This is a genomic window from Nostoc edaphicum CCNP1411 (assembly GCF_014023275.1).
Taxonomy (GTDB): Bacteria; Cyanobacteriota; Cyanobacteriia; order Cyanobacteriales; family Nostocaceae; genus Nostoc; species Nostoc edaphicum_A.
This window is the reverse complement of the sequence record NZ_CP054698.1, coordinates 6,820,718-6,846,602: the sequence shown is the minus strand read 5'-3', so window position 1 is coordinate 6,846,602 and position 25,885 is coordinate 6,820,718. Positions and strand designations below refer to the sequence as shown.

Annotated in this window: 19 protein-coding genes and 1 pseudogene; 8 read left to right on the top strand and 12 right to left on the bottom strand. The window is 41.7% G+C overall.

Translation table 11 applies throughout. The features are described from left to right. Nucleotides 1-41: 41 nt before the first annotated feature. Nucleotides 42-1,880, bottom strand: a complete 1,839-nt coding sequence (locus tag HUN01_RS31680) for a peptidoglycan D,D-transpeptidase FtsI family protein (protein ID WP_181929485.1) — start codon at nucleotides 1,878-1,880, stop codon at nucleotides 42-44. A gap of 192 nt (nucleotides 1,881-2,072) precedes the next feature. Then, complete coding sequence (locus tag HUN01_RS31675; RefSeq protein ID WP_181929484.1) at nucleotides 2,073-2,771, bottom strand: hypothetical protein; 699 nt, start codon at nucleotides 2,769-2,771, stop codon at nucleotides 2,073-2,075. A 482-nt stretch (nucleotides 2,772-3,253) separates the two neighbouring features. Between HUN01_RS31675 and HUN01_RS31670 the strand changes: the two genes are divergently transcribed. Further along, nucleotides 3,254-3,430, top strand: coding sequence for a hypothetical protein (locus HUN01_RS31670; RefSeq protein ID WP_181929483.1), 177 nt, complete (start codon nucleotides 3,254-3,256; stop codon nucleotides 3,428-3,430). 188 nt (nucleotides 3,431-3,618) lie between these two features. Here HUN01_RS31670 and HUN01_RS31665 read toward each other — a convergent pair whose 3' ends face one another. Further along, nucleotides 3,619-3,795: a hypothetical protein gene (locus HUN01_RS31665; protein WP_181929482.1), complete on the bottom strand. Its 177-nt coding sequence runs from the start codon at nucleotides 3,793-3,795 to the stop codon at nucleotides 3,619-3,621. Nucleotides 3,796-4,064: 269 nt separating this feature from the next. On the opposite strand from HUN01_RS31665, the gene HUN01_RS31660 reads away from it, so the two are divergent. Together HUN01_RS31660 and glgB are read left to right on the top strand one after the other, a co-directional pair. Beyond that, complete coding sequence (locus tag HUN01_RS31660) at nucleotides 4,065-4,397, top strand: hypothetical protein (RefSeq protein WP_181929481.1); 333 nt, start codon at nucleotides 4,065-4,067, stop codon at nucleotides 4,395-4,397. A 200-nt stretch (nucleotides 4,398-4,597) separates the two neighbouring features. Continuing rightward, entirely contained in the window at nucleotides 4,598-6,889 is a 2,292-nt protein-coding gene (gene glgB / locus HUN01_RS31655; RefSeq protein ID WP_181929480.1) for a 1,4-alpha-glucan branching enzyme, read from the top strand. A gap of 198 nt (nucleotides 6,890-7,087) precedes the next feature. On the opposite strand, the gene HUN01_RS31650 is transcribed toward glgB, so the two are convergent. After that, nucleotides 7,088-8,758 (bottom strand): mechanosensitive ion channel family protein, encoded by a 1,671-nt coding sequence (locus tag HUN01_RS31650; RefSeq protein ID WP_238845791.1) that lies wholly within the window; start codon nucleotides 8,756-8,758, stop codon nucleotides 7,088-7,090. Between the two features lie 144 nt (nucleotides 8,759-8,902). Here HUN01_RS31650 and HUN01_RS31645 point away from each other — a divergent pair, with 144 nt between their 5' ends. Both HUN01_RS31645 and HUN01_RS31640 read left to right on the top strand, forming a co-directional pair. Further along, a complete protein-coding gene (locus HUN01_RS31645) occupies nucleotides 8,903-9,643 on the top strand; it encodes a Uma2 family endonuclease (protein WP_181929479.1) in 741 nt (246 codons plus the stop codon). A gap of 78 nt (nucleotides 9,644-9,721) precedes the next feature. Continuing rightward, the gene (locus HUN01_RS31640; RefSeq protein ID WP_181929478.1) at nucleotides 9,722-10,576 is read left to right on the top strand and encodes an HIT family protein; all 855 of its coding nucleotides are present in this window, start codon (nucleotides 9,722-9,724) and stop codon (nucleotides 10,574-10,576) included. A gap of 108 nt (nucleotides 10,577-10,684) precedes the next feature. On the opposite strand, the gene HUN01_RS31635 is transcribed toward HUN01_RS31640, so the two are convergent. Continuing rightward, entirely contained in the window at nucleotides 10,685-11,446 is a 762-nt protein-coding gene (locus tag HUN01_RS31635) for a Uma2 family endonuclease (RefSeq protein WP_181929477.1), read from the bottom strand. 805 nt (nucleotides 11,447-12,251) lie between these two features. On the opposite strand from HUN01_RS31635, the gene serA reads away from it, so the two are divergent. The 3 genes and pseudogenes from serA to HUN01_RS31620 all read left to right on the top strand — a co-directional run bounded on the left by serA (nucleotide 12,252) and on the right by HUN01_RS31620 (nucleotide 16,483). After that, the gene (gene serA / locus HUN01_RS31630; protein ID WP_069073671.1) at nucleotides 12,252-13,832 is read left to right on the top strand and encodes a phosphoglycerate dehydrogenase; all 1,581 of its coding nucleotides are present in this window, start codon (nucleotides 12,252-12,254) and stop codon (nucleotides 13,830-13,832) included. A 153-nt stretch (nucleotides 13,833-13,985) separates the two neighbouring features. Beyond that, nucleotides 13,986-14,906: a 50S ribosomal protein L11 methyltransferase gene (prmA, locus tag HUN01_RS31625; protein WP_181929476.1), complete on the top strand. Its 921-nt coding sequence runs from the start codon at nucleotides 13,986-13,988 to the stop codon at nucleotides 14,904-14,906. Nucleotides 14,907-15,116: 210 nt separating this feature from the next. After that, nucleotides 15,117-16,483, top strand: a pseudogene (locus HUN01_RS31620) (IS4 family transposase). Nucleotides 16,484-16,963: 480 nt separating this feature from the next. Here the strand turns inward: HUN01_RS31620 and HUN01_RS31615 are convergent. The 7 genes from HUN01_RS31615 to HUN01_RS31585 all read right to left on the bottom strand — a co-directional run bounded on the left by HUN01_RS31615 (nucleotide 16,964) and on the right by HUN01_RS31585 (nucleotide 25,424). Continuing rightward, nucleotides 16,964-18,241, bottom strand: coding sequence for a glycosyltransferase (locus HUN01_RS31615; protein ID WP_181929475.1), 1,278 nt, complete (start codon nucleotides 18,239-18,241; stop codon nucleotides 16,964-16,966). 410 nt (nucleotides 18,242-18,651) lie between these two features. Next, nucleotides 18,652-19,911, bottom strand: a complete 1,260-nt coding sequence (locus HUN01_RS31610; protein ID WP_069073674.1) for a glycosyltransferase family 2 protein — start codon at nucleotides 19,909-19,911, stop codon at nucleotides 18,652-18,654. Nucleotides 19,912-20,064: 153 nt separating this feature from the next. After that, the gene (locus HUN01_RS31605; RefSeq protein WP_069073675.1) at nucleotides 20,065-20,532 is read right to left on the bottom strand and encodes a DUF2141 domain-containing protein; all 468 of its coding nucleotides are present in this window, start codon (nucleotides 20,530-20,532) and stop codon (nucleotides 20,065-20,067) included. Nucleotides 20,533-20,610: 78 nt separating this feature from the next. Beyond that, complete coding sequence (locus HUN01_RS31600) at nucleotides 20,611-21,594, bottom strand: glycosyltransferase family 2 protein (RefSeq protein WP_181929474.1); 984 nt, start codon at nucleotides 21,592-21,594, stop codon at nucleotides 20,611-20,613. Nucleotides 21,595-21,801: 207 nt separating this feature from the next. Next, on the bottom strand, nucleotides 21,802-22,806 hold the full coding sequence (locus HUN01_RS31595; RefSeq protein WP_181929473.1) for an NAD-dependent epimerase/dehydratase family protein: 1,005 nt from the start codon (nucleotides 22,804-22,806) through the stop codon (nucleotides 21,802-21,804). Nucleotides 22,807-22,941: 135 nt separating this feature from the next. After that, a complete protein-coding gene (devC, locus tag HUN01_RS31590) occupies nucleotides 22,942-24,120 on the bottom strand; it encodes an ABC transporter permease DevC (RefSeq protein WP_181932900.1) in 1,179 nt (392 codons plus the stop codon). Between the two features lie 95 nt (nucleotides 24,121-24,215). Beyond that, entirely contained in the window at nucleotides 24,216-25,424 is a 1,209-nt protein-coding gene (locus tag HUN01_RS31585; RefSeq protein WP_181929472.1) for an ABC exporter membrane fusion protein, read from the bottom strand. Nucleotides 25,425-25,885: the final 461 nt, after the last annotated feature.

Here is a 25,885-nt window from a genome sequence, read left to right as displayed (position 1 = left end):
CAGTCCCCAGTCCCTAGTCCCCAATCTCCAATCCCCAATCCCTACGGCGCTTCCGTCCGTTGCTCAATCGCCTTACTTGGCGGAATCTCTTCAAGAGGAATCAGCGCTTCGATCACCGACTTGACAATTGGCGCAGCGACAGTAGAACCATAAGCACTTTCTCCTTTTGGCTCATCCACCAGTGCAAACACTACATAGCGAGGAGATTCCACCGGTAAAATAGCCACAAAGCTGGTCATCCTAGCACCCTTGATGTAGCCGCCAGAGGGACTAGCTTTTTGGGCTGTACCAGTTTTACCAGCAATCCGATATCCAGGAATTTGTGAAGCCTTTCCGCTGCCGTCAGTCACAACAGTTTCCATCATTTCCACAACCTTTTGGGCTGTTGCGGCTGAGAAAATTTGGCGTGGTATAGTGCGATTGGGTGAATCATGCATCTGCCCTTTGGTATCAATCAACCCTTGGACTACATGGGGTGTTACCAACTTACCGCCATTGGCTAAAGCGCCGTGCATTTGCACTAGCTGTAACGGTGTCATAGAAAAACCTTGCCCAAAAGAAGTAGTAGCTGGTTCAATTGGCGAAGCGATAAATTCTTCTTGACTTTTGAGCCGACCACTAGCTTCAAAAGGTAAATCTGTATCAACTTTTTGTCCTAGCCCCAAGCGTTCTAGCCAGTTGTAGTAGATTGAAGGCTTTAAGCGTTGGATAATTTTCACCATACCAATGTTGCTAGAATTTTGGAGGATTTGGGCAATGTTGATTTGCCCATAACCATTGTTCATAGCATTTTTAATCGTGTAATTAGCTACTCGAATAGAACCGGAGTCATTAAACACATCATCGGCTTTGATCACACCATTTTCCAGAGCGATCGCCACATTCAAAGGCTTAAAAGTCGATCCCGGTTCATAAAGATCCGCTACCGTCCAGTTTTTAAATAGCGAGATATTAGCTTTACCATATTCATTAGGGTTATAAGTAGGTTGAGAAACGAGGGCGAGTAAGGAACCATCCAACGCATCCATTACAATTACCGCCCCACGTTTGGCATTAAACTTATCCATTTGTTGTTTGAGCGCAACGCGGGCAATTCGTTGCAGACGACTATCAATAGTGAGTTGCAATCGCAAATCATCAAAATGCAAAAAACCTTCAGGGGCATGATCAGGCATCAGTGAGCCATCACCCGACCGACTGAGCCGCACCGTTTGTACAGGACGTTCTAGCAACTTCTCTTGAGAGTATTCCACACCTGCTTGACCACGGCGGTCAATATTCACATAGCCCACCACATCAGCAACCAAATCGTCTGGTGGGTAAAATCGAGAGTATTTTTGAATCCACTCCAGCCCATTTAAGCGCAAAGAAATGACGCGATCGATCATTTCTTCTGGTATCGCTGGGGCAAGTATAATTCCGCTTTTTTTGCTTTGAAACGTTTTTACCAATTCGGCTGTATCTTTTGCCAATATTGGGGCAAGTCGCTCTGCTATATCCTCATTAGACTTATCAAAAAGCTTGGGATGAGCGTACAAAGTATACACAGGGCGGTCAATCGCCAACAGATTACTATTGCGATCTACCACCGGGCGACGAGGCATAAAAGGTCGCAAATTCAACATTTGCTGGCTGCGTGCTTGCTCAGTTAACTTTGGTCCCTTGACAATTTGTAGATTATACAACTTGACACCCAACCCCAACCCGGCTGCCATTAATACGCCCCAGACTATGAACATTCGAGACTTGGTGCTGGATGTTTGGTCTTGGATATTAGAGGCTAATCTTCCCAAAAGCCCTTGTCTATAACCCTTTTGTCGCCTTGTAAAAGCTGAATTCCGAAACTTTCTAAATTTTGTTCTGCTTGGTGACTTCTGCATTGGGTTTGTCCTTTGTCATTTGTCTTTTGTCATTTGCCACAAATCTGAGTCCTAATCACTAATGACAAATGAATAATGACTCTTAACCTTTTACCAATTCTCCAAAATAAAACTACAGATCAAGAGGTGGAAACTCAAATTGCAGCATTTTTCATCTCTTTGAAGCACAATCTTCGCGATTACCAATTACGATTAGTATCCCAGTGGCGAGAGTGTTTGCTGTTTCGTTTCAGAACTTGGCGTTGTATTAGACGATTCTGGCTTAGGACTTAGAGATGCTGGAGGCAAGAAAATCATCCCTTGAGGAGTTGGTGAAACCAGCCCTGCTGTTGGTTGTTCTGCTTCATCAGCCATTTTATTTGTCAGCGTTGCATTAGTTGTCGTTAGCATTCGCTCATGACGTTGGAGCTTTTGTAGTCTTCGATATGACTGGCTCCAAAGCTCTTGGGAATATACTGTGCAGCCATAAACAGCAAGTGTCGATGCTACTAACAAGAACGCCAAAACTGACGAATAACGATGAAAGGTGTACAAGCGCAGCAACCACCCAGGTGTCGCTCCAGAATTAGGTGTTGTGGGGAAGCGAAGAAAACCTACCCCCGAACTCTTCTGCTTAGTACTCGACTGCTCATAAAGATTTGGCACTTTTTGTCTACCCAACTCTTTCACCGATTTGGGCATAACTGCCTCATTGGTGGGAGAAACCGCTAACTTTTTTGAGGAACGCCGTTGTCTTTGAGAGGATACTGGTGCGGCTTGGGTAGCTGATGTAGAAGCGCTCCGTGTTGCTGAGTCAGTAGGCGCAGAGCGTCGCCTCCCTAAAGAAAGGATAGAATTTTGCCAGAACCGATTACCTCTTGTAGAAACAGCAGATTTACGAGCAACTACCATAGATTTTTTTAGATGGGAAATACTGTACTTTAGATTGATTGTCTAAATTGTCTTTTTTTGCTGAGGTTACAATCACCTTCGGTGCAACAAGCACACATAACAGACTACACTCTTTTAACTGTTCTGATAGGTAGCTGCACCAATGTTTCCAATCAGCGATTATAAACTGGACAGCCTACCTCTTAGGTATCGCACCTAAAGTATGGCAATGTCGGGTAGCAAGGTGCAATACTCCATGAAAAAAAACTAAAATTTTTTGCTATGATAGCTCAGTTAACTATTCAAACTGGTAATTTTAGTTTTGCTCCTGAGTTAAGAGAAACTAATCAGATGGCTGTAGGATATACAATCCCAAAGAGAATACCCCAAAGGATTGTTTTTTTAAATATGTAATCTTGTAACATTAAAAAAAAAGCAATAAATACGGTATCGTATTCAACAGGCGAAAAATTGTTCTAGCCACAATTGGTGAAAGAGGAGTTATGAAAACAAAAATCTTTGGTTTTGCTTTAATGTTAAGTCTGGCTGCGATTCTCGGAGCCTGTGAAGGTGGTGGTGGTGGTGGGACTGGTACTAGTACTCCCGCGGCTACAGGTGAACCAACTGATGCACCTCCCGCAGCTACTCCCCCAGCTACACCCGCAGCTACTCCTAAATAAGGCATCTTAAACTTTAGCGAAAGCGTTCCTCACTACATAGCTTGAATTAATTAGGCTCACACAAAAACCCGCATTTTTTTGTTGGTGTACCAGAGCTTAAAGTTTGTTCAAAAATTAGCTAAGTAGAGCGGGAAGTCAAGGGCACTAGTAAAGGGGGGTTACATCCTCAACTAAGTGTCCGCCATAAGTTATTCCCAGATCAAACCTTCTTCCCCGCCCAAGGAAGTTGAGTTATGTGAATGTAAGGCATTTTGTAGGCAAAATACTGCCCTCACTTGGTATTTAGAATTGCTTAGACTACTGAGCTTTGAGATGGCAAAACAATTGATTGCGATCGCAGGCAATTGCTCTTGAGCATTCCCCATAGTCTATTTCTTATCAGGAAAGACCTGGTAATATCACTTGATATTGCCAGATTTTTATTATTGGGAAAATTTGTAACTCTGGCAATTGGGCATAGGGTATGGGGCAAAACAGTTCCGAGTTCTGAGGAAAGAAGTGAGATTCCCAACTCAGCGCTGGCTCAACGCCCCGCTATCCATCCATGTACAGCACTTGTAGCTGGGCACTCTTGAGGGTTATGGGGCATAGTAAAAACAGATTTTCATCCTGCGTTGCGAACGTAGTTTAGGAGATGGGGAGAGTTAAAGCGAGAAAGGCAATAAAATTATTGAGCTTAATTGTAATTAGTGCAATATTATTTGTGCTAAATAGCTATTGGGGATCAACGGTAATAGCATTACCGCCGCCAGAGGATACACCAGAAGAAATATTAAGGACAAAGATTATCATAGAAGCGCGATCGCCTATTGATGGAAAATTCCTAACAGCTGCCGAGTATGTCCAATTGCAAGCCCAGCTGCAAGAAGTTCCGCCACCAAAACTAGACCCCAACATTCGGGATCAGATTTTCTTGCTTCGCTTACGTAAAACATTATTTCAGTTTTTCCCATTTTTAAATTTTTAATAAATTCGTCATTTGTCAGTGGTCATTTGTCATTCATCATTCATCTTCTGTTTAATGCCCCATGCCCAATGCCCCATGCCCTATGTCCCATTCTGATGTAGGATAACGGTGACGACAAAATTGCAAATAAATGTAAAGAATATATATAGATATTAAAAAAGTAGATTTAGTCAATCACGTTATTTCACTTAGGTAGCTTCATGTCCATGACCACGATCGCCCCTGAACAGGTTAACAGCATCGTTTGGAATCAGCATAACGATCCCTTTGAAATACTAGGTTCTCATCCCATAGAACAAGACGGCAAAACTGTCTGGGCTGTGCGGGCCTACCTACCAAATGCAAGTGCAGCATGGGTCGTTCTTCCTGAACAACGCAAGGAATACCCAATGCAAACGGTGCATGATCCTCACTTTTTTGAATGCACCATTGAAACTGCCGAACTGGCAAACTACCAGTTACGGATTAAAGAAGGAGAACATGAGCGTGTCATTTATGATCCTTACGCTTTCCGTTCTCCCCGCTTGACAGACTTTGACTTGCATTTATTTGGTGAAGGCAACCATCACCGGATATATGAAAAATTGGGAGCGCACCCCACGGAAATAGACGGCGTGAAAGGCGTTTATTTTGCCGTTTGGGCACCCAACGCTCGTAATGTTTCATTGTTGGGAGATTTTAATCTCTGGGATGGACGTAAAAACCAGATGCGTAAAGGCCCCACCGGAGTTTGGGAATTATTTATTCCTGAAATTGGTGTGGGAGAGCATTACAAATATGAAATCAAAAATTTTGAAGGACATATTTATGAAAAATCTGATCCTTACGGTTTCTACCAGGAACCCCGCCCGAAAACGGCATCCATTGTCACTGATTTAGATGCTTACAGTTGGAATGATGAAAGCTGGATGGAAAAGCGGCGTCACACTGAACCCCTCACCCAGCCCGTCTCAGTCTACGAAGTACATTTAGGCTCTTGGTTACACGCTTCGAGTGCGGAACCAGCTAAACTCCCCAATGGTGAAACGGAAAAGGTAGTTGTCGTTTCTGAACTGAAACCGGGCGCACGTTTCCTTACCTATCGGGAACTGGCAGACCGACTCATTCCTTATGTCAAAGAATTAGGATACACCCATCTTGAATTGCTCCCCATTGCGGAGCATCCCTTTGATGGTTCTTGGGGTTATCAAGTGACTGGGTACTATGCCCCCACCTCGCGTTTTGGCAGCCCCGAAGATTTCATGTATTTTGTTGACAAATGTCACGAAAATGATATTGGGGTAATTGTGGATTGGGTTCCCGGCCACTTCCCTAAAGATGGACATGGTTTAGCTTTCTTTGATGGTAGCCATTTATATGAACACGCCGACCCCCGTAAAGGCGAACATAAAGAATGGGGGACTTTGGTGTTCAACTACGGTCGTCATGAAGTTAGTAATTTCCTCGCAGCAAACGCCCTCTTCTGGTTTGACAAGTACCACATTGATGGGATTCGGGTTGATGCTGTTGCCTCGATGCTCTATAACGACTATTGCCGCAAACCAGGAGAATGGTTGCCCAACCAATACGGCGGTAGAGAAAACCTAGAAGCAGCAGATTTTCTGCGTCAGGTAAATCACATTATCTTTAGCTATTTCCCCGGTATTCTCTCAATTGCGGAAGAATCTACTTCTTGGCCAATGGTATCTTGGCCCACCTACACAGGCGGACTGGGCTTTAACTTGAAGTGGAATATGGGCTGGATGCACGATATGCTGGATTATTTCAGCATGGACCCTTGGTTCCGCCAGTTCCACCAAAACAATATCACCTTTAGTATGTGGTACAACCACAGCGAGAACTTCATGCTGGCTCTGTCCCACGATGAAGTTGTGCATGGTAAGAGCAATATCATCGGCAAAATGCCAGGGGATACATGGCAGAAGTTAGCTAATATACGTTGTTTATTTAGCTATATGTTTGCTCACCCAGGCAAGAAAACCATGTTTATGAGCATGGAGTTTGGGCAGTGGAGTGAGTGGAATGCTTGGGCAGATTTGGAGTGGCAGTTATTGCAGCATGAACCACACCAACAGTTAAAAACGTTTTTCCGGGAATTGAACCATCTCTACCGTTCTGAGCCAGTTTTGTACACGCAGGATTTTGCGGAACCGGGGTTTGAGTGGATTGACTGTAGCGACAATCGCCATAGTGTAGTTTCCTTTATCCGTCGTGACAAGGATACTGATGATTTTGCGATCGTGGTTTGCAATTTTACACCGCAACCCCATTCTCACTATCGCATCGGTGTGCCGCAAAAAGGATTTTATACGGAGTTGTTCAATAGTGATGCGCGTCAGTATGGCGGCAGCAATATGGGTAACTTAGGCGGTAAGTGGACAGATGATTGGTCTTTGCACAGTCGTCCTTATTCTCTAGATTTGTGTTTACCACCTTTGGGTGTGTTGATTCTCAAGTTGGATAAGAAGAAGACTGCTGAGGTGATGGGATAAACAAGAGGGGAAAAGGTTAAAGGGAAAAGGGAAAAGGGATGAACAGGTCGCGCCACTTGCGGGCGAGGTTTTTACCTTTTCCCCTTCCCCTTCTTCATAAAACCTTCTGCCTTCTCAAGGCAATTTATCTGGGACTTCCAAAAAATAAAAGGGGAGAGAAAACCAGCCAATGGCTACTCTTGCCCAATAACCATAAATTTACTCTGAATCTGATTTTTCACTTTGAGTTTTTGCAGATGAATTATTAGCACCATTTGCAGTGTCTTTCTGTAACTGATTTTTTAACAAATTAATTAAACCTTCAGAAAGTTGTGATAATGAATTTTCTAACTGTGGTGAAAGTTCTAAGGGTAAGCTACCAGTACGCAAATGCAGGGAGCGTTGGGGGAAGGGAATATTGATGTTGTTTTGTCTGAGAATCTCATCAATCTGAAAATATAAGTCGCTCTTAATTTGAAACTGCTTGCGGGGTTTAGAAATCCAAACTAATAACTGAAAGTTTAAAAAATCTTCACCATATCCTTGAAACCAAACAGTAGGATGTGGTTTTTTTAAAATATCAGGATTTGTCAGCGCTACTTCTAATAATGCAGAGCGTATAGTATTGATACTCACACCATAAGCAACTCGTATTGGTAATACTAGACGAGATGCTGAAGTCTGATGGTTCCAATTGACTACTTCTGTATCTAAAAAACGGGAATTTGGCACAATCACTACTATATCATCTAAGGTACGGAGGTAGGTGCTGCGAGCATTTAAACGCTCTACTGTTCCCATAAACTCGCCAATTTGCACAAAGTCGCCAATTTCAATAGCGCGTTCAAAAGTAATTACAAAACCGCTTACTAATTCTTTAGCAACTCCCTGTAAGCCAAAGCCGATCGCTACACCAAAGACACTGGCTACTATTGCTAAAGAACTGATGTCTAAACCCCAAATTTGTAGTAATAAAACTGTTCCGATAAAAATTAGACTGTAATAGATAGCAATGGCAATTGATTCTTGCACACCACGGCTAACATTTGTCATGCGTAATACGCGCGATCGCAGCAGATTAGTTAAAGTTCCAGCAATCGCTAAGACTCCAAAAAGTAAGCTGATGAAGATAATTATATTGATGACTGAATAAGAACTTTCACCAATAGTAATCACTGGGGAAGTTAAGCTCATCCAGAGAATATTGGCAATACTTCTGCTCCATTCTCGCGTTAAGGGGAATAAGTCGGTAATGTAGATAGCTATTCCTATCCACAGTAGCGATCGCACTACAACCAGCGTCAATTGTAAAAATAGCTCGATTCCTTTGGGTTGCGCTCCCGTTTCTGGGTGATTAGCTTCTCTAGGAACCAGTCGCCTTAACCAATAGCGCCCAACCCAACCCAAAAGAAAATGGAGTGCGATCGCGCCTAATACAGATAAAGCTACTATTAATATTGCCCGCCAAAAATAATCTAATTTGCGTTCTTCTTGACCTTGTTCAACTGCTTCTCTAATTCGTTGCGCCCAAATTTCTGCTTGTTCCTGTTTTGTTCTCCCAGTGAAAGTATCTTGTTGAGTCACTGTTAATAGGTGACGATTATTTACCAGAATTACAGGTAATTGATTAGTTTCTACAATTTCTACTTTGACACCACCTGAAGAACGGACTGCTTCTCTTAAAATTAAGTTGGCATCAGCAGCACGATTTTCCGCGCTAAATTGTCCTGCTTCTGAAAGTTCAAATAACTGACGACCATCTACTGTAATATGAGCAGTTGGTCTTGATTGAGCTTGCACCGACATTTCAGTAGTTAACAGCCATCCAATCATCATGAAGACAATTACCAGGATGGCAATGGCTTTCCGAAAGTGATGAAAGCTATTCATAACATCATATTTTCTTGACTACGAGTATATACACCTGTCAGAGAAATCTTTCCGGATTTCTGGGTTTTTAGCTTAAAAGCGATGCTGGCTGAAGATTTGTTAAAAATAACTAATATACTGTGCATGGATATTAGGAATAATTTTATGGTTCTACAAGTTAACCCCATTCAAAAAGAACCAATTGTTACTTGGGAAGCACTTCCAGCCGACTTCATTTTACCAGACGATCCAGTGGAAAATATTCAACAACCCGCGATCGCTGCTGCGCTTACCGATGCTTTGGGAAGCACAGGACGCATCCAACCTCAAATGCTGATTGGCTCTAATTTTGGACTTGTAGCCACAGTCAACAAAAAAATCGTTGTCAAAGCACCAGACTGGTTTTATGTTCCTCAAGTGCAGTCTGTGGGAACAAATGTTGTTCGTCGCAGCTATACCCCAAATTTAGAAGGTGCTGTGGTGGCTGTGGTGATGGAATTTCTCTCAGACACAGAAGGGGGAGAACTCTCAGTCCGCTCAACTCCACCCTACGGTAAACTCTATTATTACGAAAAGATTCTCCAAGTTCCAACCTACGTAACCTACGACCCTTACGAACCAAGCATAGAGCTACGCTGCTTGCAAAATGGACAATATACCTTGCAGCAAGCAGACGCCAATGGACGTTACTGGATTCCTGAGTTAGAGTTATTTCTCGGAATTTGGCAAGGTGAAAGATTATGTCAAACCATGAATTGGTTGCGTTGGTGGGATAGAGAAGGAAATTTGCTGTTGTGGAGCAGCGAACAAGCCCAACAAGAACGCCAACGTGCTGAACAGGAACGCCAACGTGCTGATATATTAGCAGCTAAGTTACGTGAGCTAGGTATTGACCCTGATGCTTAGGCGTAGCCCATCGTAGACATCGCATAACCTAAAGAAATGCTGGGAATAATAATTTTGGGACATCAGCACCAAAATTCTATGAAACAGCAAAAAAATCAGTTCAGCCATCTTACTGCGATCGAAAGAAGTTATCTCTCATTTCCGGCACAGTTTTTATTAAATCAAAACCTTTTACAAGGCAAAATACTAGACTTCGGCTGTGGCTTTGGTAATGATGTTAAAATATTGCGCCAAAAAGGTTTTGATATTACAGGCTATGACCCTTATTATTTTCCAGAATATCCTGATAATAAATTTGATACAATAATTTGCTTTTATGTTTTAAATGTTTTATTTACTGAAGAACAAACTAATGTTCTTATGGAAGTATCACGCTTATTAAAACCAGGAGGTAAAGCTTATTATGCTGTGAGAAGGGATATCAAAAGAGAAGGATTCAGAGAACATTATGTCCACAAAAAACCGACATATCAATGTATTGTAAAACTTCCCTTTCTTTCAGTTTGCTTAGATGAAAATCGGGAATTATATGAGTATGCCCACTATAATCATCAGCGAAATTCATCTAATTATTGTATATTCTGTAATCCCTATAGAACTCTCAGGCTATTAACTGAGTCAGCAACTGCTTATGCTATTTTTGATGGCTATCCAATAAGCAAAGGTCATACTTTAGTTATTCCCAAACGTCATGTTAGCAGTTATTTTGAATTACCATTTAAAGAGCAATCTGCTTGCTGGCTTATGGTCAACAAAGTACAAGAACTTCTCAAAACAGAATTTGAACCTGATGGTTTTAATGTAGGAATGAACATCAATCGAGCCGCCGGCCAAAATATTATGCACGCCAGTATTCATATCATCCCTCGTTACAAAGGTGATACTGTTGGCGCTAAAAGTGGAATCAGGAACGTTATTCCTAAAAAACAATAGTTTTTTTTACTGACAGCTTTTAGTAGTAAATCTTGATTTATGACAAATGCATAAATCAGAAAAACTCAGTTTTTTGAGTCTTGTTAAAAATATTGCAAAATATTTCAGTTAACCCAGATTATCTGGATCTATTCCCAGCGCTCTTAATTGTTCTGTCAATTGTTGCACCCGTAATTCTGCTTGTTGAGCGCGTTGTGTTTCTTGTTGAGCACGTTGTGCTTCTTGTTGGGCGCGTTGCGCTTCTTGTTGGGCGCGTTGCGCTTCTTGTTTTACTTGTTCTGCGGGCGTAAGATACCGTTTTCCTTGCTTATCATACCAATACATCCATTCCCGCGTTACACCACAATAATTTCCCCTTTCGCAACCAATTCCTAAGCCAATTTCTGGTAGCCAAACGGGATTTCCCTCTTGCAATTCATACTTACCATTAACCAACTTATGTACTTCCAGATGTGGTTTGCGACGGCGACGAGAGGAATAAATCACGTAATAAAGTACACCTAAAGCCTCATATTCATCCAACTTAGTAGTGTATTCTTTGCGATAATTTTGGGAAACTACTTCTAGCACGAAAATCGGTACAACATTTTCATCCCACAGTACATAACTGGGACGCAGTTCTTCATCATAAAACCGCTCTACCCCTAAGCTCAAAAACCCATCTGGTACAATGGGCGGTTTATCAGGGTGATAATAAATACCCATATCTATGGCAAAGAGCCAATCCATGCGTTCTGACCAAAGTATTAGCAGGATCGCCTTCAGCAAGCCTGGTATCAATTCTTGTAGTTCATTATCCACAGGCGTTTCATCAGAGTCTGGTAGTTCCTCGGCTGAGGGCAAGTACCTTGGCAAGTTGTACTCTAACATGGCTGGTTTCCCCAAAACTCAAAGGATATTTGGCTCTATTTGGCTCACCAGAATTATAGCGATTTCTCCCCTAGCGATGTCACGAATAGTCTGTCTGATTAATTACGAGGCATGAACGAGTTCATCGTCAGGACTTTAGTCCTGGTTTTTTAAGCACTAAAGTGCTTACTACGAACTCTCGAAATTAGCTTGACAAATTACTAGTTTACTACTGTATATTAAGTACTCTACTGACACTAATTGCTAGCTTTTAACTACTAGACAATGTGAAATCTGCCGGAATCATGAGCCAGAAAATTTATTTGCTGCCTAAATTCTAACTGTCACAATCCGATTATCTTGATGATGAAATGTTTTGCTTTGACTAGGGGATACCACTTGTGGTATTGAGAAACAGACAAGATTCGATAGATATAATAGTTACTAGCTCGTTTCTTGGTTGTGCATAGCATTGCCTCAGCTAAAGTTCCAGCCCAGTCAATAATACAAGCGTTTCTATCCCGTCAAGGAAGCTGCTTAAGCTGATAAAATTTTGGTAACTCTTAACTATTAATAAATATATAGGTGCTTAGTGCTATTCATGCTTTATATTTAGCGACAGGGTGGTGCAAACAGCCAACTCATGTTCAAAAACTTAGGAGGCATATACCCACCATGAGCAACTCACGCTTTGATACTATCAGCACGTAGTGTAAGTTAAAGTTAAGTCGATATTCAAACGAATAATTTTTGCTGAATTGCGACAGATAAAGACTAAACTAAAAAGTCTTGTGCAGCAAAACCTGTAGCTTTAAATGAAGTAATCATGTCTAAGGTTCTTGTCTCTGATTCGATTGACCAAGCTGGAATTGACATTCTTTCGCAAGTTGCTACCGTTGATGTCAAACTAGGTCTAAAACCAGCGGAACTGATCGCAATTATTGGTGAGTATGACGCGCTGATGATTCGCTCTGGTACGCGCGTCACTCAAGAAATCATTGATGCCGGCACTCAGCTAAAAATCATCGGTCGTGCTGGTGTGGGTGTGGATAATGTGGATGTTCCCGCAGCCACACGTCGGGGAATTGTGGTAGTCAATTCTCCAGAGGGAAATACAATTGCTGCGGCTGAACACGCGCTAGCGATGATTTTGGCTTTGTCTCGCCACATCCCCGATGCTAACGCTTCGGTGAAACGCGGTGCGTGGGATCGCAATAGTTTTGTTGGTGCGGAAGTCTACAAAAAAACTCTCGGCGTTGTCGGTTTGGGTAAAATTGGCTCCCATGTTGCGGCTGTAGCTAAGACAATGGGGATGAAACTCCTTGCTTATGACCCTTTTATTTCTACAGAACGAGCCGAACAAATTGGCTGTCAGTTGGTGGAACTAGATTTACTCTTCCAGCAAGCAGACTATATCACCCTCCACATCCCGAAAACCCCAGAAACTACCCACTTAATCAATGCCACAACTCTGGCAAAAATGAAACCCACAGCCCGGATTATTAACTGTGCTCGTGGTGGGATCATTGATGAAGTAGCTTTAGCAGCAGCTATAAAAGCGGGTAAAATCGGTGGTGCAGCCTTGGATGTGTTCGAGTCAGAACCACTGGGTGAATCTGAATTGCGATCGCTAGGAAAGGAAGTTATCCTCACCCCCCACTTGGGAGCCTCCACCACGGAAGCTCAAGTAAATGTAGCCATTGATGTTGCCGAACAAATTCGGGATGTACTTTTAGGACTACCAGCACGTTCAGCCGTAAACATTCCCGGACTCGGCCCCGATGTGTTGGAAGAACTCAAACCCTATATGCAACTAGCAGAAACTCTAGGTAATCTAGTAGGACAGCTAGCCGGCGGACGGGTGGAAGTACTCAATATTCGACTACAAGGGGAACTCGCGACCAACAAAAGTCAGCCTTTAATCGTAGCTGCTCTCAAAGGACTACTTTACCAAGCTTTGCGGGAACGGGTGAATTACGTAAATGCCAGCATAGAAGCCAAAGAACGCGGAATTCGGGTAATTGAAACCCGCGATGCTTCCATTCGAGACTATGCCGGCACACTGCATCTAGAAGCCACGGGTACTTTAGGTACTCATTCTGTCACAGGCGCTTTGTTGGGTGAGCGGGAAATCCACCTCACCGACGTTGATGGTTTTCCGATTAACGTCCCACCCAGCAAATATATGTTGTTTACCCTACACCGCGATATGCCGGGGATTATCGGCAAACTCGGTTCCCTACTCGGCAGTTTTAATGTGAATATTGCCAGTATGCAAGTAGGTCGTAAAATCGTCCGTGGTGATGCCGTAATGGCTCTGAGTATAGATGACCCTTTACCAGAGGGCATTTTGGATGAGATTATTAAAGTCCCTGGTATTCGGGACGCGTATACAGTAACACTATGAGTGCTGAGTGCTGAGTAACGAGTGCTGAGTGAAGTAGAGACGCGATTAATCGCGTCTGTGCAGGAGTGAGCAGTTAAACAGGATAACTCCTAACTCCTAACTCCTAACTCCCTCAAACTCAGCACTCAGCACTCAGCACTCAGCACTCTAAAGATGGCAAACACCTGGTGGGAATTAAATATTTTATGTGAGCCAGACCTAGAAGAATCGATCTTTTGGCGACTGGAAGATTTTGGCTGTCGTGGTACAGCTAGTGAAAGTAAAGGAGATTCATCTTTAGTAAGGGCTTATTTGCCAACAATTCAAACACAGCTACTAGATTTGGCGGCGCTATCGCTGTGGCTGCGTCAAGATGCCCTCTGTGTAGGAGTTTCGTCTCCTTCCCTACAATGGCAATTAATTGATGAGGAAGATTGGGCGACTAGCTGGAAACAATATTGGCATCCGCAGGAAATAGGCGATCGCTTCCTAATTAACCCCGCGTGGCTACCATTACCAGAAACAACCGAACGCCTAGTGATTCGCCTTGATCCTGGTGTAGCATTTGGTACGGGCAACCATGCCACTACTCAGCTATGTTTGGAATCCCTGGAAATGCGGCTTAGTGGGGTTCCTCAGTCCTTTGTGGGTACTGGCGGCAAACATGAACATCTGATAATTGCAGATATTGGCTGTGGTTCTGGCATCCTTTCCATTGGGGCGCTGCTATTAGGTGCAGAGAAAGTCTATGCAGTAGATACTGACCCGTTGGCGGTGCAATCAACTAACAGTAATGGTGCGCTGAACGACATTAGTCCAGAACGTTTACTACCAGCACTAGGAAGTGTAGACGTTTTGACAAAACTGCTTGAAAATCCAGTTGATGGTATCGTTTGCAATATTTTGGCTCATGTAATTATTGAATTAATTCCAGAAATGAGTGCGATCGCAAAACCTGAAACTTGGGCGATCTTCAGTGGTATTTTACTAGAACAATCTAAAGCTGTTGCTGACGCCTTAGAACAAAATGGTTGGGTTGTCGCTACTCTGTGGAAACGAAAAGAATGGTGTTGCTTAAATGTACGTCGTTCTTAACCCAATGGATAGTAGTACAGTGTCAAATTCATTTTGACAGTTAGAGGATGTTTTAAAAGTGGTTGGCTGTAATTTTAGGCACTTATTGATCCCCCCAACCCCCCTTTGCAAGCTATCCATTATAAACATCTTTCTTAACAGAAAATTGGACAAAAGCCAGAGATTGTGTATTGTCTATACGAAGAGCCGGAAGCATCGCAAAGTCAGCAAATGGAACAATGGATCACACAGGAACTAGAAAGAACCGAATTAGGTGACACCAGAAGAACCAAACGGTTAATCAAAATAGTCGAAAATTTAAGTGCGAAACCGGAAGCCAGTGTTTTGCAAGCAAGTGAAACATGGGCGCAAACGAAAGCCACCTATGACTTCTGGGATTCACCGTACATCAAACCATCCATGATTAGACAAGGACATATCGATGCGACAGTAGAGCGAATTACCCAACATAGAGTAGTCTTGGCAATACAAGATACCACAGAACTTAACTACACCAGCCACAAAGCTCTATCGGGAACAGGATATCTCGATAGTTCTTATGCCAAAGGGTTAAAAGTCCACTCAGTCTTCACTGTCTCCCCACAGGGGAATACCATTGGGCATCATCGAGCAAGATGTGTGGTCAAGAAACGAAGAAGAACTAGGAAAATCTGAACAAAGGAAACAAAAACCGACAAAAGAAAAAGAAAGTCAAAGATGGCTTGATGCTTTGAAAAAAACTGACTCAATCATTCCCGAATCAGTACAAGTAGTGACGATTGCTGACCGAGAAGCCGATTTTTATGACTTATTTGCTGATGCTCGTCGTCCTGGGTCAGATTTTCTGATTCGAGCTACTCAAAATCGCTGTCTAGTTGGCAGTGAGCAGCATTTATGGTCAACTTTAGAGTCTGTTGAGTCGGTTGGCACAATGACAGTAGAGGTAAAACGCTCTGCGACTCAAACGCCAAGAACAGCCATCTTGAAGATTCGTCATGCCACAATTACCATTGCACCACCGCAGAATCGCCCCAAAACAGAACTTCTAGCACCGGTGACATTGCAGGCTATTTTAGTCACAGAAGTTGAGCCACCACCAGAGATCGAGCCGATTACCTGGTTACTGCTGACTACCTTAGAGATTACCTGTCTGGAAGATGTTCAGCTGTATGTGCGATGGTATAGTTATCGCTGGTTGATTGAACGTTATCACTATGTTTTAAAAAGTGGCTGTGGCATTGAGAAGTTACAACTCGAAACTGCCCACAGAATCGAGATGGCTTTGGCTACCTACAGTATCGTTGCTTGGCGTTTGCTGTGGCTGACTTACTTAGCTCGTTTTCAGCCTGATGCTAGTTGTGAACTAGTTTTAGCCACTCATGAGTGGCAAGTCCTCTACACCACTATTCATCATCAACTTTATCCTCATACTACACCACCGACTCTGGCTCAAGTGGTCAATTGGATTGCTCGACTTGGTGGGTTTTTTAGGTCGCAAAAGCGATGGCTCTCCAGGTGTAAAAGTTCTCTGGCGTGGATTAAGTCGATTACATGATCTGGTTGAGGGTTGGCTGCTTTGCCAGTCTTTCAATAATTAATTATTGCTCCATCCTATCGTCGGTTTCTGCGGTGTTTTCCTTCTTCCACTACCGATAATTAGTTTTTTACACCAAAGTTGCCATGCGAAAATTTCACTTTTTCAAACTCTGTTGATTCTCGTGCCCATTTTCTCCTGTCACTTGTGATTTTTTGGCTTCCATCCTTCCCTACATAACTACTCTTTTTTGTCAATGTTCTTATTAAGAAAGATGTTTATAATGGATAGCTTAAAAAGGGGGGCAAAGTCTCTAAAAGTCCCCCTTTTTAAGGGGGATTTAGGGGGATCTAAAACGTTTTGCTACCGACCAGAGGACTTTTAAAACATCATCTTAGAGAGACGCGATAAATCGCCGTCTCTACTCTTAATTTATCCATCAATTATTTATTGACAGACCACTAGTACACTGTTGCCTATTGGCTACCTTTAACAAATAGCGATCGCCAGTACTATAGATACTAGCGATCGCTATTTGTTATCATTATCGTCTTATAGCGCCTGTACCTACCTCCACCTTCTGTGATCCTTCAACGATTTGGTAGAGTTTTTCTTCAAATTTTTGCATACATGCCGACCAATCAAATTCGAGTATAGAAGGGCGAGCGTGCCGAGTCATATCTGCTTTCAAGTCGGGATTTTCTAGAATCGCAATCACCTTTTGGGCGAAGTCTGTGGGGTTGTTGGGTTGGGCAAGAAAGCCGTTACGACCAGGAGATACTTGTTCCGAGGTTGACGGTGCAACAACGGCAACCAGAGGGGTTCCAGATGCTAGTGCTTCGTTATTTGTAGTGCAGAAGTTCTCGGTCACAGAGGGGTTGACAAAAACATCCGCTCTAGCAAACCAACCTAAAAGTTCTGTACCGTGAGACTCGCCCCATACAGTAACACCCGATCCAAACTTTTTGGCACGCTCCCGGATCTCCTCATCGAGAGGGCCACTACCAACAATCACCAGATGGACATCAGGAATTTTGGCAGCTATGACTGGAAATATATCAAGCAGTTGGTTGACATTCTTTTCGGGTGTAATACGTCCGACAAACAAAAGAGTCGGGCGGTTATCATTAGGAATTGGGTTGTAAGAAATGTTTCGTGGGTGAAATTTTTCGCAATCGATGCCTTGATAAGCGACATACTCGGCGCGTTGGCATTTCAGTTCTTCGTATTTAGTGAGTTGTTCTTTAGAAGAAAAGTAATTGAAGTCATAAGACTCACTAAATTGCTTGACTAAAACAGGAACGATGGGACGAACCAAGTTAAAGAATTTATCCCCAAAGTAATATTTGATATATGCAACAATATCAGTATGGAAGAGTGATATTATTGGCGTGCCTGTTCGTTTTGCGTATTGAGTGCCGATAGGGCGACCATAACCTTGCAAGAAAAATGAGTATAAACCTCTCATTTGGGCGGCTTCTTCAACCACGATAATGTCGGGTTTGAATTTCTCCAGCAACTTGGTATCGCTCCAATGTCGATAGCTCAATGGTTGAGGAAGAGACTTGTAGAATACTAGTGGTTCTGTAGGGAATGCGTAAGCAGAGAAATTAGGGAAAGATTGGATTTCCTCTAAACCTGCCATAGGGCGATCGCCAACATTTTTGGGGTAGCGATCGTTGATTTGTGGATGGATTAAAAAAACCTCATGTCCTTGCTCTAGCAACCAACGAACCCGTTGGTGAACTGCGACTGAAACTCCAGTCAAGAAAGGAGCGTACAACCCTGTAAATAGTGCAATGCGAAGTTTTTGCTTAGTCATAAAAAAAGGGAGTATTTCACGAAAATGCTGGTTTTGAATTTAGGATTTACGCAGCTTATGTTTCATGAACATCCTGATTATTTGGTTCAGAAATTACCACTAATACAGTTAGACTAAGGATTTACGCATTGTCAAATAGCCGAAATTGTCGATTTTGAAGTGGATGTTTATAAACCTGGATTTAAACTATCAAAACATCCAAATTACTAAGTCAAAATTCCCCTTAATATATTTGTCTAAACCCTTGTCATTAATGCAAATACATTTTGCTGATCAATAAGAGAAAGCGTGTATTCTGACAAGGGTTATAGCTAATATAGTTCTACTAAATATAAGATAATATAATTTGAATACTAGGGAATGTTTAGTGTAATAACTTTCATACCCTAGTTCATATTTAGCGATTTAGTTCAAAGAGAAACCTTGCTATCAATAGGCTGATCTAACCATTGATAAGGGCGATATTCAATTAGCCGGACATTCCAGGGCCCTTGAACTCGATAGCTGACACCGCGCCAGGTGACTGTTGATGTCCACAGGGATGATAGCATCGCTAACCCATAAACCCACTGCGTTAAGGGAATTGCAATCAACATTTTGATGATTGTAGCAACTGATAATTTTGCGATCGCCTGGTCATTAGAGCGAATCACTCGCTGTATCTCTAATTCCAACACAAGCATGATCAAGAGTAATCCGACAGTATAGACTCCATAGCAGCCTAACAAGAGAGCCGCAGCTTCCCATTTTGCCTGTAACAACGACTCTAGAACTAAGATGATAACTGTAGTCGGAAACAAAATGCTAGAAACAGCCTCACTAACTAAAGCTAACCAACGTGGGTGATAGAGTCGAGAATAAAGAATGAGGCGCTTGAGATAATCTATTAAATTGAATAAATCAGTCTCTTCACGATTTACCGTCAACAGCGAAGGCACAAACTTTATTTGCAACCCCTGTTTTTTGAGGATGTCGTGCATCATAAAATCTTCGCCTAAAGCTTGTCCCCACTTATCAAGCAGTTCTGTTTGGCGAAGCACTTCTGTTTTCACAGCCAAAGTTCCACCCCAAGGGATTTGGAAGATAAACATTTGCACGACTGTGGATACATTGCCGGCGTAGCGCACTAAAGATCCCCAATACCTGCCTGTAGGTACATACCAACGATTACCTGTTGTCGCCCCTACTTTCGCATCCCTTAAAGGACTGACTAATTCTCTGAGCCAATTCACATGGACTATAGTATCAGCATCTACTAAAGCAACCACCTTGTAAGAATCATCCAACTCACCGACAGCTTGGATTAAAGAGCTACATTTGAGACTACAATTGTTGCGTACTATTCTCAAAGAGCTAATTTGAACGTTGGTCGCTTCTTGCTCTGTGATGGTTTCACTGGCAATTTTCCAAGCGGGATCTTCGTGGCTATCAACGATTAATTTTAAATCATACTGTGGATAGTTTTGATTTAGGAGCGATCGCAAACATCTAGGCAAAAACGGATCAGCTCCGCGTAAGCAAAGAATTACTGCGGTTTTGGGTAACTGATCATCTGGTAATAAGTTTTTTTTAGATGAGCGCAGATACCATATAAAGACAAGGGTGAAACACACCTGAATAAACAACCAACCCGTCAAAGACTTAGATAGAAATATTGCCAAATCTTCCATTAATTTTTTAGTCTCCGACAGAATTAAGAGATTGGGAATGGGGAATGGGGCATGGGGCATTGGGTATTGGGTATTGGGCAGAGGGGAAAGAGGTAATTTTTATTCTCCCTCTGCCCCCTGCCCCCTGCTCCCCTGCTTCTTCCCCAGTCGCCTTTACGAATCCAGCGAATATTTCATGATGATATTGACAGTTGTATTTTTGTTTACAACAAAACTGGCATCACGAAACTTTGGTGTACCTGTTTGTATGGATACAGTTGGATTTTTGGAAATACCAAAACCTTCTGTGGGAATACCGAAAAAGTCTTTATTGAGTTTGCGATCGCCATTTTGATCATCAACTACGGCGACAGCATAAGTTCCAGGCTTCAAGCCGGAAAATTCTTTTGTTACAGAATTGCCAGTAATCTTAGCGCAGCCACTTTGAGCTTCACTAGTACTACTCATCGGAAATCCTTTTTCACTTGCGTAAACTCTGAAGCAAACCTCACCTTTTTGGTGACGTATTCCATTTACAACCACACTTAGTGTTGTTGTTGGCTCTGCATTCACTGTTTTAGCAAAGCTGAGGCTCACTAAAGTAGCAAGCAAAACATGAGATAGTTGAGATAGTTTCAGCATAATTTTGTAGTGAATAATAGATGATTTTGAACTGATAAAAAGCTGGCGATCGCAGCTTTTATTTCTGAACTGATTTGTTTAAAGTGTGACTTGCTGTTCTTGCATTGATAGAGGTTGCGAACCTTTCCATAGTCTTTGCAGTGCTATTAGCAAATCTTTCAGCAAAAGATATTCTGTCCCTTTCAACTGCTGATGTAGACTTCTATGACAACACAGCCGCTCATCCAAACTCAGCGGACTAAGCCAAATAGAAAGTATATACTCCCAGATTATTCTCCAATGTGGTAATAAAATTTGTCCTTTCTTTGCTGAATCAAACCACACTGAATATGCATAATAATCAGGCATTGTACTCAATAATGATTTGTCATTCTTATCAGCGAACAGTAAGTAATTGGGAAAGAACATACTCATTGATTGTTGTGGATGGCTTCTGGGAAAAAACAGGTATTCAGGGATTTCATAAAACCGACCAAGAAGACCAAGCCTTAACAAGAGAATTCCATCTGCATTACCATAACCACCCATAGGTGGTATCATTCTCAGGGCACTGGCGCGAATTACTCCATAACATTGATAACATAAATGTTTGATTAGCAATTCGTGAAAACGCTCGTGTGGTTTTAGTGCATCTGCCTTGAGTTTGATATTGTAATTTTGGAGATAATTCCCCTGTTCATCAATGAAATATGCCTGGGAGTGACACAAGATTATGCTAGGATCTTGGTCAAGCACCTCAACACACTTCTTGATAAAATCTGGAGAATGTAGATCATCATAGGCTGCCCATTTAAAATACTCACCCGAAGACAATTGAAAGACGCGATTAAAGTTACGAGCGCAACCTATATTCTTGTCATTACGGTAGTAACAAATACGTTTGTCTTGTTCGGCGTAAGCTCTACAAATTTCCTCAGTTTTATCTGTAGATGCATTATCTGAAATAATTAATTCAAAATCTTCAAAGGTCTGATCCAAGAGTGAATCTATGGCTGCTTTGATAAATTTTTCACCATTGTATACAGGTAATCCGATGCTTAATCGTGGCTGATTACTACTCATAGAAAACAAGTATTCGGAAAATCTGTGGATTATTTTATGCTTAATTGCAGATAATTGTTAGGCAGATGCAACGGAAGAATTCAGAATTCAGAATACTTTGATAGCAAGCTTAATAATTTCAATAAAATCAAGCGTACTCTAGCTTCTTTATTTTGTAATCATTCTGAATTCTGACTCCTGGCTCCTGAATTCTAAAAAATCTGGGGATTATTTCATCAAGCTTTGAATATCTGTTTTTTGCAGCCATTCATGTGTTCGCTGCATTCCTTCTTCGAGGTCAATTGCTGGTTTATAATTTAACAGGTTTTGTGCTTTGACAATAGAACAAGCGTAGGGACGAGTCATAAAATCTATAGACTCTGGTAAGATATCAACTTTTTTCCGAAAAAGTTTTTGTCCTTGAACGCGTAGCTTTAGAAACAACTTGATTTCATCTTTCGACAATGAAAGGGGTGCTTGTAAATCTTCCATTGCTGCTAAACGCATAAAATACTCTTTCCACGAAGTTTCTTGTCCATCGGTGATATTAAATATTTCACCGTAGGTTTCTTTTTCTATCGCGAGAAAGATGCCATTAATCAGATTATCTATATATACGTGATTGATAACTCCTTTAGCATCATTGGCACAGGCAAATAACTTTTGGCGCATCATCAGAATTGGTCTGACTATCCAGGGGATACTTCCTGGGCCGTAAACATCACCGGCTCGAATAACAATGATACCCAAATCTGGAGGATGATTCAGTTCTAATACTGCTGTTTCAGCTTCTATTTTCGTTTGACAGTAGGGATTATTTTCGCCAGAAAGTGGGCCGGATTCTGTAACACCATCAGGATAGTTGAAACCGTAAACCATCACACTGGATAAATGCACAAATGTTTTGACACCAGCTTGTTTAGCGGCTTCAGCTATGTTGACGCTACCGCCAACATTCACATCACGAAAATGCTTAATTGCACCAGCTTCTTCGGCAATTTGCTCTGTATGTAAAACGATATCTACTCCCTGACAAGCCTTTTGAGCAATAGTAGAATCGGTAATACTACCAATAATTACCTCTACACCTAAATTCTGTAATTGTTTGTTCTGTTCTGTAGAACTTTGTAGTCCCCGAACCTTCATTCCTTGCGCTATGGCTAACTCGGCTGTACGCAAACCGACAAATTCATTAATCCCAGTAATTAGGAGGGTTTTGTTGTTGAGGTTCATATAGTAAGGGTTATACCAATTTTGGATTTTTTGATTAAAAGAAAAGTGCTAGTTTTGATAGTTTGTAGTAAGGACTAAAGTCCTTACTACGAACTTGCTTATCTTTAACAAGTTGTTCTGAGCAAGTTGTTTTGGTTAGAAAATATCTCCCGGATCTGCGGAGCGGAGTTTGTTGATCGCAAGCGCTCCTGATGTTATGCACATTAAAACTGTTGAAGTTAAGACAATCACTGCATTATTAGTGGTCATCATTATTGGTAGTTTAGTTGCTTCTGCTGCAAAGCTATATAACAAAACAGAAGTAATAAATCCTGGGATATAACCTAAAATTGCTAAAATCAAAGCTTGTTGAAATACCACATTTAATAAATAGCTATTGGCATAACCGATGGCTTTTAAAGTGGCGTAAGCAACGAACTGTGTAGCAATATTGCTGTAAAGAATTTGATAAACAATAACCACCCCAACAACCGCAGCCATTGTCAACATCAAGTTAAGAATAAAACCAATGGGTGTTCTGACAGCCCAGTATTGTTTCTCAAAATCAATGAAGCCTTGGCGGGTAAAAACTTGGACATCATTAGGCAAACTTGCTTGCAAATTTTTTAGTACTGTTTCTGCATTAGTACCAGGTTTGAGGGAAATCAAACCGACATCAATCATATCTGCCGGACGAGTATTAGGATTTATCCTCAAGAAAGTTGAATCACTAACGAGTAAATTTCCATCTACCCCAAAGGAAGGCCCTAATGTGAATAAGCCACCGATTCTAACCCGATAACCAATTAATGAATTGAAGGGAAATATTTCAATTGTCTGTGCAGTCTCTCCCGCATTAAATTTTTCAGCTATTGGGCCAAATTCTGGGCGAGAACCCCGGTCAAAAAGCATGACATCGGGAGTTTTGAGTTTATCTAAATTTTTTTCAACTTCTGGGATATTCATCACAGGTCTACCTGGATCGAAACCAATAACGTATATTGAATATTTCTCACCAGTTGCCGGATTTTTTAGTTTGGCAAATTGCAAATACATGGGGCTAACTGACTCTACGCCATTAAACCCCAGAGATTGATACAAACGAGTCCGCGAAAAACTTTGATTTGAGGTCAAAGATTTATATTGCGAACTAACTAAAAATAAATCTCCCTTGAGATTTTGATGTACAGCAGTTGCACTGGAATAAAGGGCATCTTGAAAACCAAGTTGCACAAACATTAGCAGCACAATAAAACCAATTCCGGCTACAGCTACTAGTAAACGAACTTTTTGCTGGGCTAGCTGTAGCCATGCTAAAGGAATTTTGAAAATCATGGATTTATTTGTCATTTGTCATTTTTTATTTGTCATTTGTCATTTGTCATTTGTCATTTGCAAATGACTAATGTTCAATGCCTAATGACCAATTACTAAATCTGAATGGCGACATCTACCTGTAAGTTGGTTAAACGAGCCACCCGCTCACTATCTGCGGGATTATCGATGGAGATTTTCACTTCAATTATTCGGCGGTCTGTATCTGAACCAGGGTTGAGACTGAAGATACTTTGTTTATCAACTTGCCAACCAATTTCTTTGACAGTTCCTTTTAATGTTCCATTAAATGCAGTGCTGTTAATGGTGGCTTTTTGTCCTACACGCACTTTTTGAACATCGGTTTGATACACCTCTGCAATCACATACATTTGAGATGTCTTACCTATTTCAGCAAATCCGGTGTTGGTGTTGATTACTTCTCCAGTTTTGGCGTGAATTTTCAAAACTTTGCCATTTATGGGAGATTTTATATAACTTAAATCCAAGTCGGCTTTTGCTTGTTGAACAGATGTTGTTGCACTGTTGACTTCGGTTTGTGCGACTTGAACATCTACACTACGCACTTCGCTAATACTGGTGAGTTGTGCTTGTGCTTGCTTGAGTTGTTCTTGGAATGTGTCTTGAGTTCGCTTGAGGGTGGCTTGAGCTTCTGCTAGCTGCTGTTGGGTAGTCTTTAGTTGCAAAGCTTTGCTATCTGCTATTGAAGCCGCGATCGCACCTTGTCTATATAATTGCTGATAGCGATCGTTTTCAGCTTGAGCATTGTCTACTTCCGCCTGGATGCGGGCAATTGTCGCCTCTTGGGTAGCAACGTCCCCTTTATATTGTGGCTCTAAACGTGCGATCGCAGCCTTTTGAGCATCGATATCTCCGGTTTTCGCTCCAGATTTCACCTGCGCTAGTTTAGCTTTGGCAACTTGCAGTTGGTCTAAAGCCTGTTGCAATGCGGTTCTAGAACGACCATAATTTTCTAGATACGCCAATAATTGCCCTGCTTTAACCGTATCTCCTTCTTTTACTAATAGTCTGTCTACTCGTACCCCATTATTAGAAGCAGGAGCAGTCAAAGAAGTAACTTGGCCTTCTGGCTCCAAACGTCCCAAGGCTGTCACAGCAACTTTCGCAGGCGTAGCAGCTTTTGGAGGATTCGCTGGCGCTGTCTCAACTTTAGGTTTAGACCAAAACGGTACCAAACTATAAAAAGCGATTAATCCAGCCGCTAGAGTTAGAGAAGCTGCTAAAATTATTTGCGATCTACCTACGGGTTTTGTGAATAATCGGCTTTCTTTATTTACTGCCATATTTTCATTCCAATTCTGCTTTTTTAGGAGATAGCCTGGTTATATTTAGTCGATTAGATATAGACTCATCCGCAAATTACCAAGAGGATTTTGCCTCTAGGGTTTCTACCTTAATAATGTGGATGGATCTAAATTGGTTTTATATGAATTGTTCTACGCTTCTACCGCCCAAAGTTACTATTGTGGCGTGAAAATTAATGGCGTGTTACTTCAAAGCTTCCTAAGTTATATCCTAATTTGATATCTAATCCAGTAGCGTAAAATACAATAGCGCTAACCAGAAAACTTAACTCTCAAGAACAACGAAGCGCTAATAAAAATGAACTCAAAATTGGATAAACTTGTCATTAAGTATGGCGCAAAATTTGATTTTTGTCAACCAAATAACTTTGCATAAATCCTGATTCTATCACTAAATTATTTCATCACAGTAAGATTAGATGCTGAAAAAAGTTACTTGT

Bases quoted from the DNA above. Each gene is read 5' to 3' on its own strand.
- HUN01_RS31680 (WP_181929485.1), bottom strand. From the start codon at position 1,880: ATGCAGAAGTCACCAAGCAGAACAAAATTTAGAAAGTTTCGGAATTCA.
- HUN01_RS31675 (WP_181929484.1), bottom strand. From the start codon at position 2,771: ATGGTAGTTGCTCGTAAATCTGCTGTTTCTACAAGAGGTAATCGGTTC.
- HUN01_RS31670 (WP_181929483.1), top strand. From the start codon at position 3,254: ATGAAAACAAAAATCTTTGGTTTTGCTTTAATGTTAAGTCTGGCTGCG.
- HUN01_RS31665 (WP_181929482.1), bottom strand. From the start codon at position 3,795: ATGGGGAATGCTCAAGAGCAATTGCCTGCGATCGCAATCAATTGTTTT.
- HUN01_RS31660 (WP_181929481.1), top strand. From the start codon at position 4,065: ATGGGGAGAGTTAAAGCGAGAAAGGCAATAAAATTATTGAGCTTAATT.
- glgB (WP_181929480.1), top strand. From the start codon at position 4,598: ATGTCCATGACCACGATCGCCCCTGAACAGGTTAACAGCATCGTTTGG.
- HUN01_RS31650 (WP_238845791.1), bottom strand. From the start codon at position 8,758: ATGAATAGCTTTCATCACTTTCGGAAAGCCATTGCCATCCTGGTAATT.
- HUN01_RS31645 (WP_181929479.1), top strand. From the start codon at position 8,903: ATGGTTCTACAAGTTAACCCCATTCAAAAAGAACCAATTGTTACTTGG.
- HUN01_RS31640 (WP_181929478.1), top strand. From the start codon at position 9,722: ATGAAACAGCAAAAAAATCAGTTCAGCCATCTTACTGCGATCGAAAGA.
- HUN01_RS31635 (WP_181929477.1), bottom strand. From the start codon at position 11,446: ATGTTAGAGTACAACTTGCCAAGGTACTTGCCCTCAGCCGAGGAACTA.
- serA (WP_069073671.1), top strand. From the start codon at position 12,252: ATGTCTAAGGTTCTTGTCTCTGATTCGATTGACCAAGCTGGAATTGAC.
- prmA (WP_181929476.1), top strand. From the start codon at position 13,986: ATGGCAAACACCTGGTGGGAATTAAATATTTTATGTGAGCCAGACCTA.
- HUN01_RS31615 (WP_181929475.1), bottom strand. From the start codon at position 18,241: ATGACTAAGCAAAAACTTCGCATTGCACTATTTACAGGGTTGTACGCT.
- HUN01_RS31610 (WP_069073674.1), bottom strand. From the start codon at position 19,911: ATGGAAGATTTGGCAATATTTCTATCTAAGTCTTTGACGGGTTGGTTG.
- HUN01_RS31605 (WP_069073675.1), bottom strand. From the start codon at position 20,532: ATGCTGAAACTATCTCAACTATCTCATGTTTTGCTTGCTACTTTAGTG.
- HUN01_RS31600 (WP_181929474.1), bottom strand. From the start codon at position 21,594: ATGAGTAGTAATCAGCCACGATTAAGCATCGGATTACCTGTATACAAT.
- HUN01_RS31595 (WP_181929473.1), bottom strand. From the start codon at position 22,806: ATGAACCTCAACAACAAAACCCTCCTAATTACTGGGATTAATGAATTT.
- devC (WP_181932900.1), bottom strand. From the start codon at position 24,120: ATGATTTTCAAAATTCCTTTAGCATGGCTACAGCTAGCCCAGCAAAAA.
- HUN01_RS31585 (WP_181929472.1), bottom strand. From the start codon at position 25,424: ATGGCAGTAAATAAAGAAAGCCGATTATTCACAAAACCCGTAGGTAGA.